General features: G+C 45.6%; 17 protein-coding genes and 1 tRNA gene. 15 read left to right on the top strand and 3 right to left on the bottom strand.

Annotation, left to right across the window (positions count from 1 at the left end):
* Window position 1 precedes the first annotated feature (1 nt).
* From JIG40_RS04930 to JIG40_RS04870, 13 genes are all read left to right on the top strand, one after another.
* A complete protein-coding gene (locus JIG40_RS04930) occupies window positions 2–316 on the top strand; it encodes a hypothetical protein (RefSeq protein WP_042483677.1) in 315 nt (104 codons plus the stop codon).
* Window positions 309–608 carry a hypothetical protein gene (locus JIG40_RS04925; RefSeq protein ID WP_199464879.1) on the top strand — a complete coding sequence of 100 codons (300 nt, stop codon included), beginning with the start codon at window positions 309–311 and terminating at the stop codon, window positions 606–608. Before JIG40_RS04930 ends, JIG40_RS04925 begins: the two co-directional genes overlap by 8 nt.
* Window positions 592–894 carry a hypothetical protein gene (locus JIG40_RS22835; RefSeq protein ID WP_152467905.1) on the top strand — a complete coding sequence of 101 codons (303 nt, stop codon included), beginning with the start codon at window positions 592–594 and terminating at the stop codon, window positions 892–894. The genes JIG40_RS04925 and JIG40_RS22835 overlap by 17 nt, the downstream gene beginning before the upstream one ends.
* Entirely contained in the window at window positions 860–3,619 is a 2,760-nt protein-coding gene (locus JIG40_RS04915; RefSeq protein WP_199464878.1) for a toprim domain-containing protein, read from the top strand. The genes JIG40_RS22835 and JIG40_RS04915 overlap by 35 nt, the downstream gene beginning before the upstream one ends.
* Before the next feature lie 9 nt (window positions 3,620–3,628).
* Window positions 3,629–3,934, top strand: a complete 306-nt coding sequence (locus JIG40_RS04910; protein ID WP_199464877.1) for a DUF3850 domain-containing protein — start codon at window positions 3,629–3,631, stop codon at window positions 3,932–3,934.
* On the top strand, window positions 3,931–4,200 hold the full coding sequence (locus JIG40_RS04905) for a hypothetical protein (RefSeq protein ID WP_020433376.1): 270 nt from the start codon (window positions 3,931–3,933) through the stop codon (window positions 4,198–4,200). Before JIG40_RS04910 ends, JIG40_RS04905 begins: the two co-directional genes overlap by 4 nt.
* Entirely contained in the window at window positions 4,178–4,423 is a 246-nt protein-coding gene (locus JIG40_RS04900; RefSeq protein ID WP_199464876.1) for a hypothetical protein, read from the top strand. Before JIG40_RS04905 ends, JIG40_RS04900 begins: the two co-directional genes overlap by 23 nt.
* 33 nt (window positions 4,424–4,456) lie before the next feature.
* Window positions 4,457–4,693, top strand: a complete 237-nt coding sequence (locus tag JIG40_RS04895) for a hypothetical protein (RefSeq protein ID WP_199464875.1) — start codon at window positions 4,457–4,459, stop codon at window positions 4,691–4,693.
* Entirely contained in the window at window positions 4,686–5,306 is a 621-nt protein-coding gene (locus JIG40_RS04890) for an HNH endonuclease signature motif containing protein (protein ID WP_199464874.1), read from the top strand. The genes JIG40_RS04895 and JIG40_RS04890 overlap by 8 nt, the downstream gene beginning before the upstream one ends.
* 16 nt (window positions 5,307–5,322) lie before the next feature.
* Complete coding sequence (locus tag JIG40_RS04885; RefSeq protein ID WP_042483660.1) at window positions 5,323–5,838, top strand: PadR family transcriptional regulator; 516 nt, start codon at window positions 5,323–5,325, stop codon at window positions 5,836–5,838.
* Between the two features lie 202 nt (window positions 5,839–6,040).
* A complete protein-coding gene (locus JIG40_RS04880; RefSeq protein WP_156102025.1) occupies window positions 6,041–6,235 on the top strand; it encodes a hypothetical protein in 195 nt (64 codons plus the stop codon).
* A gap of 21 nt (window positions 6,236–6,256) precedes the next feature.
* Window positions 6,257–7,438 carry a tyrosine-type recombinase/integrase gene (locus tag JIG40_RS23015; RefSeq protein ID WP_199464873.1) on the top strand — a complete coding sequence of 394 codons (1,182 nt, stop codon included), beginning with the start codon at window positions 6,257–6,259 and terminating at the stop codon, window positions 7,436–7,438.
* Window positions 7,431–7,733 (top strand): hypothetical protein, encoded by a 303-nt coding sequence (locus JIG40_RS04870; protein ID WP_199464872.1) that lies wholly within the window; start codon window positions 7,431–7,433, stop codon window positions 7,731–7,733. Before JIG40_RS23015 ends, JIG40_RS04870 begins: the two co-directional genes overlap by 8 nt.
* Window positions 7,734–7,858: 125 nt before the next feature.
* Here the strand turns inward: JIG40_RS04870 and JIG40_RS04865 are convergent.
* The 3 genes from JIG40_RS04865 to JIG40_RS04855 form a co-directional block, all read right to left on the bottom strand.
* A tRNA-Pro gene (locus JIG40_RS04865) sits at window positions 7,859–7,935 on the bottom strand.
* Between the two features lie 62 nt (window positions 7,936–7,997).
* Window positions 7,998–9,803: a DUF3413 domain-containing protein gene (locus JIG40_RS04860; protein ID WP_038157969.1), complete on the bottom strand. Its 1,806-nt coding sequence runs from the start codon at window positions 9,801–9,803 to the stop codon at window positions 7,998–8,000.
* A gap of 34 nt (window positions 9,804–9,837) precedes the next feature.
* Window positions 9,838–10,053, bottom strand: coding sequence for a YejL family protein (locus JIG40_RS04855; RefSeq protein WP_020331296.1), 216 nt, complete (start codon window positions 10,051–10,053; stop codon window positions 9,838–9,840).
* Between the two features lie 84 nt (window positions 10,054–10,137).
* Between JIG40_RS04855 and yejK the strand changes: the two genes are divergently transcribed.
* Window positions 10,138–11,139: a nucleoid-associated protein YejK gene (gene yejK / locus JIG40_RS04850; RefSeq protein WP_024374226.1), complete on the top strand. Its 1,002-nt coding sequence runs from the start codon at window positions 10,138–10,140 to the stop codon at window positions 11,137–11,139.
* Window positions 11,140–11,254: 115 nt separating this feature from the next.
* Entirely contained in the window at window positions 11,255–12,505 is a 1,251-nt protein-coding gene (locus JIG40_RS04845; RefSeq protein ID WP_242014360.1) for an Hpt domain-containing protein, read from the top strand.
* Window positions 12,506–12,532: the final 27 nt, after the last annotated feature.

Genomic DNA, 12,532 nt, shown 5'->3' with positions numbered 1-12,532 from the left:
GATGTATAAGGCTATGGCTAGGTTACAAGAAGCAGCAATGGATATGCGTAGAAAGGCGCTTGCCGCGGCACTACGCAATATCAACTTGCATGTATTTGGTGGAAGAGCGAATTCAAAGCGCTTGGAAGAGTACGTGGCAGAACGGATGAAGTTAAGGCCTATCGATATTCGTCTTTGGTGCTCTGGTGATGGAGTTCCTGAAGCTTATGTTGATGAGTTTTTATCGTTGTTGAATGAGAACTCTGTTTGGCGCAAGCATCAGATTCGCCCATCACAGAAGCTTGTCGAAGCTTACATGGAGAAGAGTTATGCCTAACCAAGTAGCGGCGACAAAGCTTTCGCCACCGGAACGAGCTTGTTTGTTCAAACTGGAACAACAGATGGTTCGCCAACAAGGGTTTATTAATCGTCATGTGTTCATCGATGAACAAGATGCAGTTTTCACTCAGTGGGAGCAAGAAGGCCACATCAAATTGGATGAAGACGAACTCAAACATTTACCTCAGGAGCAAGTGGATCAACAGCAACTCACTCATAGCTGCCATTTAAGTGAACAGCTTTGGATTGCTTCAGCTTGTCTGCGTCGGATTTATGCGTGTGACTTATAGCTACAGGGGGTGGCAATGCCCCCTCTGGTATTCCACGCCTGTTTTAACCCGACTGGCCGCGCCTTCCGTGGTGTTAACCACATTAGAGCCAGATAAAAAGCAGATGGTGTGGGCGCATATTCAGCAAAACCACCAACCCATTGCCAACCTGTTGAAGTCATCGGAATTTCAACAGGTAAAACAGAATTTAGAACAGTACTTTGGCCCAGTTGCGATTGGGGTAGATTTAAAAGATATCGGAGGCACGCTCTATGGCGTCCGCAGAACAACTAAAACAGATCATTGATTTACACGAGTTGGCTGATCGTTTGGGTATGGAACGTCCAGACCCTACTGGAAACTATAAGGCTCCTAATCGCCCGGACAAACATCCAAGTGTCAGCATTTTTGATGCCGCCCAAGCGGGTTACATGATGTGGAAAGACCATACGTCTGGTGAAAAAGGTTCCTGTATTGATTTGGTTATTTATTGTGGCCAAGCGGTAGATTCCAGCGAGGCTATGCAGTGGCTTCATGCTGAATTCAATATTCCTACTGATAATGCTCCTCAGCAAATTAAGCAGCAAAGTCAGCTTTCTTGGGTTGCAGATAAGCAGCTGGCTGTTGCATCGGATGCAAAGGCGTATTTGGTTGATCAACGTGGCATTCCTGCTCCTGTCGTTGAGATGCTTATCAAACGTGGTGCTATCGGTTTTAGTGACTGGCATAGCCCGAAAAAGAACCCTGGTGAACTTGGTTACGGTGGCCCAGCGGTGACGTTCCCTAGTCGCTGTTTGTTTACTAACGAAGTGATGGGGATTGATTTACGTTTTATTGATCCGGCTTTGAATGGTGACAACAAAACCAAAGCTATGGGTGAGAAACGCGGTTATCCATACATTCCTGACAAGGTTGCATTAAAGCGCGCAAAAACAGTGATTGTGGTTGAGTCTGCTATCAATGCTATTTCTGCGATCGCAGCTTTTGACCCTGAAGGGAAAGGTAAAGGGTTGTTTACAGCTATTGCAACTCGCGGTTTAGCGGTCGAAGAAATTGATTGGCGCTTTTTAACGGGCAAACGTGTGATTTGTTGCTTCGATAATGATGAACCTATCGCGGACGGACCTAGGAAAGGTCACAGACCTGGACCAGAAGCCGCTTGGATAGTTCATGAGAAATGTACCGCATTAAACATCCCTTGTTTCCTTGTTGATCATAAAAATGGTAAGTGGGAAGGGCTTAATGACCTTAACGACTTTTTGAAACAGCACGGACCAAAACTCACCAAATATAACCTTATCTACAACTTGGATCAGTGGCTCGTTACTGGGCAAGACGGTGAATTTGAACATGCTAATCACAAGCGTTTACCACTACCCAATCATGACCAACATCTTTATTGGACTTACCGAGTAAAACCGGACTTTACCAGTTACCTGAAAGTGGTTACCGACGGGGAAAGTGAGCAGAAAATTCCGCAGGACGTTTGTTCTTTCCGCATTGCAGGCTTATCGAAAATTACTATTTCTTCAGCCAGCTCTGCGATGACTGGCGAACCGGATTTACAGCCAACGAAAGTTTACTCTGCAACTATCCAAACGCCAGATTCACCTAATGAACTGACTCGTTTTGTACTTAAGCGCGAGCAATTGTACAACATCGACGTTTGGCGTCGTGTTGGCGGTGGTATTTTCAACCCAGGAAAGTTCACCCGTATGATCTCGATTCTAGAGCGTGCTACTCACATCGGTGAACGTAGCGCTGTGAACTTCGTGGGTTTAGCCTGGCATGATGGCAAAGCCATCTTAAATGAAGGACCTGATTCTTTCTTCACTGACCCAACTCAGCAGTGTCCTTATCACAACCTGCAATTCCCTTCAGGAACACCAGAACAAGGCCGTCGAGTCATTGAGGCTTACCACGCAACTTTCAAAAACAATGCCGCTTTGATGTTATTGGTTTGGGGGTTAGGTGCTCATGCCAAAACGTTCTTAGGATTCTGGCCACACTACATGCTTAACGCTGGTAAAGGGGCGGGTAAATCAACTTTGGTTAAATCATTAGAACGCACTTTGGCGTTTACCATGTTCTCTGGCCAGAGTTTGAAAACCGAGTTCCGTTTGCTGACATCGATATCGCACACCTCTCATCCAGTTGGTTGGGAAGAGCTTTCAGCTCAGGGACAGGGTGTAATCGATAAAGCCGTTGCCATGCTTCAAGAAAGTTACCAATACACCATCACTCGCCGTGGTACCGATATGACCGAGTTCTTGAGTATCGCGCCAGTTCTACTAGCTGGTGAGGATGTGCCGGTGCAATCACTACTGGGCAAATTGGTTCGTTCAGATCTAACAGGCCGTAAGGGAGACATGATTCCCGATGAATTACCTCGTTTCCCTGTTAAAGACTGGATCAAATATTTGACTTCATACACTCGTCCGCAAATGAAACGTGCCTACCGAGAATGTGTGGATTACCTCTCTAAGCATTGCATGGCAAAACCAGATGACAACGGTGCTAACCGTATGCGTGATAACTATGCATGCCTAATGCTGACTTGGCGCCTTCTATGTGAATTCACAGGTGTAGCGAGTAACTACGGTGATTTTGTAAAAGACATCGTTACTGAGATGAACACCCATATTCGTGAGACAGAAGCCGAGCGTGAGCCATGGGTTTGGATCATGGAGCTGATTCTAGGCGAAATGGATGCTGGTCACTTCCGTCATCCATACGCATTTGACTGGGTGGAAGGTGAGTTGTGCTTGTTAGTTCGTACTAGCCACATCATGCAGCACATCAGCCAAAGCCCAGCATTAAAAGCCAAATTCGATAGTTTGCCAGTGAAGAGCGATCGCATCCTCAAGAAGCAATTGAAAGAAGCCAAAGTAGTTTTGAAAGATGGCCATGAGAAATCTATCAACGGCAAACGCATCGCCAACTTTGTCGCCCTGGGCGTTGAGAACTTGCGAGAGTTCGGCCTGTTCCCAGCCGTTCCAGACGACGTTCAAGAGAAAGAAACTAACCAGTAAGGAGGAGGGATGAAAAACCATCAACTCAAAATTAAAACAGAGCACTTAAATTCCATCATTTTGGGCGACAAGACCTTTGAAATTCGCAAGAACGACAGGGATTTCAAAGTAGGCGATCGAGTAACGCTAATCGAAGAAGAAGGTAATCGTTATCTGACTATTCGCATCAAGTACATCACTAGCTACGCCCAACAAGATGGCTACATTGTTTTTTCCTTCGATTGGATCAGCGGCGGAAAAGTAATAGGAGAAGACAACAGTATGGCTGTTGGTTGGGTACCGATGAGCTTCGCTGAACTGAGGGACTTTAATTGAATAACTACATCGCAGCTTTTCTCAATGACAACGGCGCGCTTTCGGTATGCAAGAAATCTGACGAAGTCATCAAGATGGAGCTTGGTTCGTTTTCAAGCTTTGAGAAGGCTGTTGAATCGGCGTGTGATCTATTGGAAAGCCACATTATCGGTAACGGTGTACTACATCGAGACGCAGGTTTTGGAGGCTTTCTTATTTGTAACGAACAAGAGTTCGAAAAACTAAACAAGGAGGCAGTTGAAAATGCCAAAAACAAAACCGCTTAACCATATTGCAAAACTCATTGCTGAAGTCTACGAAGAAGCCGGTATGGACAAGCCATATATCGAAGGCAAAAAGCACGATATGAGCAACCACGAGAACAAGTATGAAACGTTGGCCAGCGCCATCAATCTCGATGCAGGCAATCGTAAACGCTTAGCAGCAAAGCTAGGTATCACATCATTGCACTTAGATGTGACCGTGAAAGTTCTCAATCATCACTGTTAATACAAACTGTATAAACCGCAGAAGGTAAAGCATATGAAAAATCAATTAACAGATTTGAATAACCACTTATTCGCTCAGATTGAACGTTTGAGTGATGAGGATTTAAAAGGTCAAGCGTTGGAGATGGAAGTTGTACGTACCAAAGCTATAACTTCTGTCTCTCAACAGATAGTCAATAATGCTCAACTTGTCCTTGAAGGAGCAAAATTTAAAGCTGAGTACGCAGGGAAATACCAGGTACCTATGATGGAGGACAAGCGCAATGCCTAAAGGAGTTTGTCACCAATATACGGAAGACCAGAAGAAGTTTTTAAAAGACAATTCGTTACTTCCACGAAAAGAACTCACTGAACAATTCAATTCTACGTTCGGACTTGAACAAAGTCAGAAAGCGATCGCAGCATACTGCAAGCGTCATGGTTGGTTGACGGGGCGAAACGGTTGCTTTGAAAAAGGTGAGTTGCCATGGAACACCGGAACCAAAGGATTATGTAAACCAAACTCAGGAAGCTTCCAATCAGGTCAGGTACCACACAACAAAAAGCCTGTTGGCCATGAACGCATTTGCTCAAAAGATGGTTACATCCTAATCAACGTAGCGGAACGAAATCCATATACAGGCGCGGATACTCGCTATCGCCCTAAGCACTATGTCATTTGGGAAAAAGAGAACGGTGAAGTACCTAAAGGAATGATCTTGCGCTTCATTGATGGAGATAAGTTGAACTGCAAATTATCCAATCTTGAATGTGTATCTCAGTCTGTGAACTTGAGAATGAATCAAAACCGAGTGAACGACTTGCCAAGCGAACTGAAGGAAACCGGACGATTACTATCAAAGCTTGAAGTTGCCACATTTGAAGCTAGCAACCGAATCAACTGATCAAAAGGAAATGAATATGTATCTATCAAATTTACAACTCGTAATGATGGCTGAAATTAGCCAGGAAGCATCAACCGGCTATGACTTATCGAAGTCATTACTTGATAAGGGTTGGAAAGCGTCTCACCAACAGATTTATCGCGATTTGGCCAAACTCCATAAACAGGGTGTTGTGTCATTGGAAGAAATTCCTCAGTCAGGTAAACCTGATAAGAAACTCTACTTGTTGAACGAAACGGGAAAGAATTTGTTAACGAATGCTTTGGATATCGAACCGTCAGTCCAGCGCCCCCAGGATGAAGCATTGGTTCATTTATTTCTCGCTAATCGCTACTACTTCGAGCAACTGGATTCGTTATTGCTTCAACAGTTAGAAAACGCTGTCAAAGAGAATGAAGCCAAACTTCAGCAAGGTGATGTTTTGTCGTCATTAGTTACCAATCGAGAATGTGAGCGTTTGATGGCTGAACATCATTGGGTAACTAATGTATTAAATACAATGACATTAGAGGAGCAAACACAGGCAGCATAGGTCCGCAAAACTATGCTCATGGCTCAAACACAACCTATGGGATTCCATGGATCGTCCCATAGGTTTTCAAAGCCCTCTTGCGGCAACTTGAGGGCTAAGAATTAACCAGAAGTCATTTAACTATCTGAATTAATTAAGTCTGTTCATTTCATCCCATAGGTTCACAGGTTTTTTTGTTCGTCCCTGTGGGTGGAGATCTTTTATGTTAGTGAAACTCAGCACTTGGAGAAAAACACGTTTTTCAGAAGGTTGTGCTCCAGACGTTCGAATCTGTCGTAGGGAAATCGATTTAGGTACGTTGCCAGGTAAGCGAATAGGTCGCACTTATTATGTGGATATAGATAGAGAAAAGCAGTCATTCGGGGATCCTTTATTGGATGATTTGATGACGCATTAATTATTCATTTATGAGGTGACCGTGCCACGTCCTAGAAGTAAAAAATATAGAGACCTTCCAGAAGGTCTCTATTACTACAACAACAAAGGTTATGTATTTCGACGCATCGATGCGACTTGGAAATCGCTTGGACATGACAAGTCGAAAGCTGTGTCTATGGCCAAGCGTTATAACGCCACTTTCAGAGTAGCCAAGGACATTACCCACATTGAAGAAACACCTTCACCGGCTTACATGCGAAAGCAAACTTTATTCTCTGAATTTCTTGATAGGATTAGCTCAAGATATGAGAGTGAGGAAAGCCCCACTCAGGGAACGCTAAATGACTTCAATAATAAATTGATAAAGCTAAGGTTGATTCTAGGTGGATATGTCGGTGCGGCTATTGGTTTGGATGAAGTAAACCTTGTCCTTAACGAAGTCGCCACGAATAAATCAAATAATGTGTATAACCGTTGGCTTTCATTCCTAGAAAAAGTTTTTTCGTATGCAGTCGATGAATCCGTCATGATCGATAACCCTGCAAAGCGTAAGAAACGAAAGCCAAAGGATAATAAGCAACGTAAAAGGCTCAAGCTGGAAGAGTATCATCGGATAAGAGCCATCGCGCCTAGCTGGTTGAAGATAGCTATGGATTTGTCTTTAGAGACAACTCACGCAGTTAATGAAATTTGTGCTTTGAAATACTCCGATGTTGAGTACTTACCTGAACCAGTTATTGAAGGTGATTGGAAGGTCTATGGGTACATTAAGATCCATCGCCAAAAAGTGCAGAAGCATGAATCGAGTCGCGTCATCATTCCAGTGACAACGTCTCTTTTAAATATTATCGAAGATAGCAAGAAAGATGGTATCGATTCGCCGTACATTGTTCACAGGCAACCACAACGGCTTTCGAACGATATTAGCCAGAACTGCGACCATATAACCCAAGTCAACCGTAAGTATTTAAGCCGCCAGTTTTCTAATTACAGGGATATGGCCAACGTAAAAAAAGACGTACCAAGTACACAGCGCCCAACATTTCACGAAATTCGGAGTTTGAGCATTCATCTTTACGATGAGTCAGGTTATGACCCACAAATTCGGGCGGCGCACTCTGATGCTAGAAGCACAGAAATCTATAAGGCAGGGCATATTCAATGGGTTAAAGTGCCACCTGCAGAGTTGGGAATTAGAACACTAAGGGAACATCATGGATAAAGAAGCATTAGCGAATATTAAGACTTTGATAATCGAAAAATCAAAACAGCAAGGTATCAGCGAAGACGTTGCATCGATTCATGCCGATAACATCATTGAAGAACTGAAGCATCCAGATGGTAGTCCGTCATTTTCAGTGTTGTCCGGTTTGGTTACGGCATTGATGTTTGATGGCGCCGAGCGTGATGAGCAGTTGAAGGATTTGATAGTAACTGTAGGACCTCAAGTTATGCCTTATCTTGATGAAGAAAAGCAGGCTAAGCTTCAGGCTGCGATCAAAGACTTGGTGCAATAATTCTGTCGCTCTGTGCACTAGTATTCAAACAGTTTTCAAACCATATTCAAACCGCCTCATTTTCAGGCGGTTTTTTATAGGCGTAAAAAAGCCCGTAACTCTTTGAATTACGGGCTCTAGGTGTATGGTCGGACTGAGAGGATTTGAACCTCCGACCCCCGACACCCCATGACGGTGCGCTACCAAGCTGCGCTACAGTCCGATGGGATTAATCTAATCATTTTCATTCCGTGCGTCAACTGGAAAGCTGGATAACGCGCTGATTTAATTATCCTTTGAATAAAAACGCTGCAACTCGGTCAGGCCTTGCATCAGAATTGGCAGAGTTGGGTTAGCGTCTTTCAAACGTTGGTAATTGTCGTCGAACAGTTTGAAGTTACCAAACTTATCGATCACCGTGGTGTCTTTATCGGTAATTAATGCCAGCTCACGAGAATCGCCAGCCAGAATCCATTTTCTTTTGTTTTCATTAAACAGGTTACGGCCGCTGCTGAAATCATTCGGATTCGATGAAACGCCCAATAGATCCTGCAACAGCGTCACACTCAGATCGAGATGGCTGGAGCGATGCGTAAAGGTCGCCGCAATTTTACCCGGCCAGTGAATCACCATTGGCACCTGTAACTGGTAACGGCTGTAGTTGCTGTTCGCGCCCCAGCTGTTGGTTTTGGTTTCGTTGAATTCAGTCCCGTGATTAGACGTAATCACCACCACGGTTTTATCCAGCAGTTCCATCTCTTGCAGTTTGGCAAACAGCAACCCGAGTTCCTGGTCTGCGACATTCACTGAATGGTGATAGTTATTACGTAGCTTTTCGGTCGCTGAGGCTTTGGAATTGCTGTCTGCGTAGTTACTGAAATTATCGACGGTCGTGAGTTCCAGGAAGCCAAACCATGGCGAGCCACTTTTATCGCTGACCCAGTTGGCCCAGCGTTGAATGGTCTGTTCGTCAGATGTGGTGTCAGGGTCGAACGGTGCTTTAGACAGCGGCATACCGCGGAAAATGGTTTCCTGGTAAAGGCTGTCACTGAAGTTATCACCGCTGAACAGGCCAAACTGGTAGGACTGCGATTTGAGCACATCGACCAGTACAGGTGCGGTACCTTGCACTGTGATGCTGCTGGCATAGCTGCTCGGTAAGCCATAAAACAGGCCGAACATACCAAACGCATCGTTGCTTGAGCTGTAATGGTTAGTGAAGTTCAGGTTGTTTTCCGCAAACTGAGTCATGTTCGGCATCATGTCTTTAGTGAGCACGTCTGCACGCAGATTATCCACACTCACGATCAGAATGTTGAGATTGTTCGCGCGGCGGCCGAACTGAATTTTTTCCAGCGGGTAGCTGACCAGATCCACGTTGCTGCGGTTCTTCTCTTCCAGACGCTTGAGGTATTCCTCACGATCCAACAAGCCATGTTTTTCCATGAAGGACTTCGCGGTCATCGGGTAGGAGAGTGGGAAATTTGACTTCTGGCTGGTTACCGGCGTGTAAAGGTACGCATCCGACCAAACATAAATCAGATGACTACCAATGAAACTGATGAAGAACACGGCAGCCATCGGGCGGCCGATGCGCTTATGTGACAATTTACGCTGCTTGCGCCAGACCCATTCCGACAGTCCGAGCTGTAACAAGAAAATCAGTGGCAGCACCACGAACAGATGTTGCAAATCGGCGCTGACATTGCTGTCGTCGCTGAATAACAATTCCCACACCACCGGGGTGAGGTGAAGATTAATCGTTTGATAGGTCTGCGTATCAATCAGCAGAACGGTTAAGCCGAATGTGGCGAAACAGACGGCAATAAACCGAAACAACGTTCGTGACGGTATCAGGAACGTGAGAGGAAACAGAATTAACAGATAGATGGCAAAAACCAGGAAGCCGAAATGACCGACCCAAGACATTGTCAGGTAAAATTGGCCCAGAAACGTATCCGGCCACGGCGACTGAGCAATGTAGCGTGTGCCAATAAGCATTGCTGCGATAATGTTGAAGAAGGCAAACCAATGCCCCCACCCAACCAGACGAGACACACGTTCGCCGTATGTGTTTCCGCTATCTACCATGTATTTTTCTATTTATCCGGTGTTGTATATAAAATTAGTCTTGTAACGAAGACATTAACGCTTGAGCAAACTTCTCCGCAATCGCTTTGCGCTGTGCTGAGGCAACGTTTTGGTTCAACACGTTGGTCGCCACGTTTCCTGCAATCATCAGGGTAAGCTCTGGAGAAGCATCATGTTTATCAAGAACGGCAGCGATTTCAGTCAGGATAGTTTCAACTTTTTCGTCACTGTATTTCGATGTAATTGGCATAAAGACTCTAATGATGATAGTAAAAGCGGCTTATGATAACCTACTATGCCTTACAACTGAAACCAGTACGATGAATATTTCACTATGAGTTTGCACCTTTCCAATGTCATTTTGCATCAACTGCGCAAAAACGATAATGACGAGTTGATGGTTAACTACCGCGCTCAGTCTCTCGATAATGATACTTCAACCGAAAACCTAGTGGCCGAACTGCATCGCGTGTTCAACGCGAAAGCGGGTAAGGGGTTCGGTTCGTTTAAGTCTGACAGTGATTTTCAAAGCTGGTTGCAGGAATTACGTAAAGGTGAGCGAAACTTTTACGAATTTTCGCAACTGAGCGCACAGCGTCTGAAAGATGAATTGGCGAAATACCCGTTTGCTGACGAAGGTATTCTGGTGATGGCGGAATATCAGTCGCTGGCTACTGATTATCTGTTTATCGGCATTTTGCCAATGAACCAAAGCTTGAAAGTGACCGAAGGTCTCGACATCAGCGCGACTGATTACCTCGACATTAACAAGATGGATATCGCCGCGCGTATCGATTTGTCGAGCTACGAGACGGATCGCGATTCCAACCGTTACCTGTCTTACATCAAAGGCCGTGTGGGGCGTAAAGTGGCGGATTTCTTCCTCGACTTCCTACAAGCGGATATCGGTTTGGATCCAAAACAACAAAACCAACTGCTGATGCAGGCGGTGGAAGATTTCTGTACCGATTCTAAGCTCGAAAAAGACGAAGCGATCAGCTACAAAAAGCAGGTTTACGATTACTGTAGCGACCAGATTAAAGCGGGCGAAGAGGTACAGATTCAAGAACTGTCGGGTGAGTTGCCAGCCAGCACTGATGGCACCAGCTTCTTCGATTTCACACGCGAACATGGTTACGAGCTGGAAGAAAGTTTCCCGGGTGATCGCAGCACCGTGCGCAAGCTGACCAAATACGTGGGGGCTGGTGGCGGCCTCAATATCAGCTTTGACAGCCTGTTGATGGGTGAGCGTGTGTTCTACGATCCAGAAACGGACACGCTGACCATTAAAGGCACACCGCCAAACTTACGTGATCAACTGACTCGTAAGCAGTAAGTCAAAGAGAGCGCAATCGCGCTCTTTTTTTCGGCTTTTTTGGTGGCGTCACGACAGGTTTTGTATTTCAGTATATGCTTGTATTTAATAATAAATCGTAATGCAGAGAGCAGGGATGAGTGCAAACAGCGTTAGTGGGCTATTCAGGGACAAGTCGTATCTCGCCGTTATTGCCGTATGGGGAGCGGTGATGCTGTTCGTTTTGTTGCAATACCGCGCTCTGGAAACCACCAGTCGTAATCTCAACGAACTGGAAAACAGCGTGGAAGGTCTGCGCAATACCATCTATTTCAGTGCGCCCTATCGAACCACGCGAGCCAACGATTTGGCGCTCAACATTCAGTTGATCTACTCCTTACGGCTGCAATTGGAAGCAGACTCGACCTCCGACTGGTTTCAACCCGATTTAACGCAAACTCTCTACGTAACAGATCGTTTTATCGAACAAACACAAAGTTTTCTGGCGGTGGAACTGTCGGTGAACGATTTGGTTGAGCGGTTGCAGACTCTGCGCGAGCGTTACGCATCGCAGCCGGATATTCAGGCGGATTATCTCAAGATTGGCGCTTATGTGTTGCAGGCGCTCTACACAGAGGGCGCGCGCAGTCCTGAGCTCTATCGTACCTTTGATGCTTTATTGAAATTGTCCGAGACATTGCCACAAGACGCGAAAAATGATCTGCAACATACGCTTGCGAAGGTCTCGACGCTGCTCAGCCATTATGCCGAAGGTGACAATCTGGTAGATAAGCTGCTGCGTCATCGGGTGCACAATGAAATCATGTCGGTGAATGCTCAGTATGAGGATCGGTTTAAAACCCTGACGATTGTGAGCATGGGCGGCAGCGCCATCGCAATGTTACTGTTGGTTGGCTTGATGATGCGCAGCGGCCGCACCGCCGATTCTGCGGGCAAAAAAGAGGCGGCCAAAGAAACGAGCGCTGTAGTCACAATGGTGGAAAAGGAACACAACATTGTCACGCCGATAATGACTAAGCCTCAGCCGATTCCCCAGCCGGAAGAAGGGACGGCCATCGACATTGGGCGCATGCTGTCATCGCTCAATGATGATCATGATTCGGTGAATATGTTGCTTGAAGTGTTTGTTGAAGATCATCGCAACGATGACCAGAGTTTACGGCAATTGTTAACCACCGATCCGCAAGCTGCGCTGCGCAAAGCACACAGTCTGAAAGGTGTGGCTGGAAATTTAGGGGCTGATGGACTGCGTGAAATTGCCATGGCGATAGAAATGAAACTAAAGCAGGACACCATGCCTTCTGAGCCTGAACTGCAGCAACTGACATCTCAGCTCAAACTGGCCATTGAAAGTGCCCGCTATTTTCTCAATAAGCGGGCCAGTTGAAATCAGACAACCACGGATAAAAAAAGA

It is taken from the genome of Vibrio sp. bablab_jr001, from assembly GCF_016464285.1.
GTDB classification, from domain to species: Bacteria; Pseudomonadota; Gammaproteobacteria; order Enterobacterales; family Vibrionaceae; genus Vibrio; species Vibrio fluvialis.
This window is presented reverse-complemented; position numbering and strand designations above follow the sequence as displayed.

What these genes read in the sequence shown, in the direction of transcription:
- JIG40_RS04930 (WP_042483677.1), top strand. Translation starts at nt 2, where the DNA reads ATGTATAAGGCTATGGCTAGGTTACAAGAAGCAGCAATGGATATGCGT.
- JIG40_RS04925 (WP_199464879.1), top strand. Translation starts at nt 309, where the DNA reads ATGCCTAACCAAGTAGCGGCGACAAAGCTTTCGCCACCGGAACGAGCT.
- JIG40_RS22835 (WP_152467905.1), top strand. Translation starts at nt 592, where the DNA reads ATGCGTGTGACTTATAGCTACAGGGGGTGGCAATGCCCCCTCTGGTAT.
- JIG40_RS04915 (WP_199464878.1), top strand. Translation starts at nt 860, where the DNA reads ATGGCGTCCGCAGAACAACTAAAACAGATCATTGATTTACACGAGTTG.
- JIG40_RS04910 (WP_199464877.1), top strand. Translation starts at nt 3,629, where the DNA reads ATGAAAAACCATCAACTCAAAATTAAAACAGAGCACTTAAATTCCATC.
- JIG40_RS04900 (WP_199464876.1), top strand. Translation starts at nt 4,178, where the DNA reads ATGCCAAAAACAAAACCGCTTAACCATATTGCAAAACTCATTGCTGAA.
- JIG40_RS04895 (WP_199464875.1), top strand. Translation starts at nt 4,457, where the DNA reads ATGAAAAATCAATTAACAGATTTGAATAACCACTTATTCGCTCAGATT.
- JIG40_RS04890 (WP_199464874.1), top strand. Translation starts at nt 4,686, where the DNA reads ATGCCTAAAGGAGTTTGTCACCAATATACGGAAGACCAGAAGAAGTTT.
- JIG40_RS04885 (WP_042483660.1), top strand. Translation starts at nt 5,323, where the DNA reads ATGTATCTATCAAATTTACAACTCGTAATGATGGCTGAAATTAGCCAG.
- JIG40_RS04880 (WP_156102025.1), top strand. Translation starts at nt 6,041, where the DNA reads ATGTTAGTGAAACTCAGCACTTGGAGAAAAACACGTTTTTCAGAAGGT.
- JIG40_RS04870 (WP_199464872.1), top strand. Translation starts at nt 7,431, where the DNA reads ATGGATAAAGAAGCATTAGCGAATATTAAGACTTTGATAATCGAAAAA.
- JIG40_RS04860 (WP_038157969.1), bottom strand. Translation starts at nt 9,803, where the DNA reads ATGGTAGATAGCGGAAACACATACGGCGAACGTGTGTCTCGTCTGGTT.
- JIG40_RS04855 (WP_020331296.1), bottom strand. Translation starts at nt 10,053, where the DNA reads ATGCCAATTACATCGAAATACAGTGACGAAAAAGTTGAAACTATCCTG.
- yejK (WP_024374226.1), top strand. Translation starts at nt 10,138, where the DNA reads ATGAGTTTGCACCTTTCCAATGTCATTTTGCATCAACTGCGCAAAAAC.
- JIG40_RS04845 (WP_242014360.1), top strand. Translation starts at nt 11,255, where the DNA reads ATGAGTGCAAACAGCGTTAGTGGGCTATTCAGGGACAAGTCGTATCTC.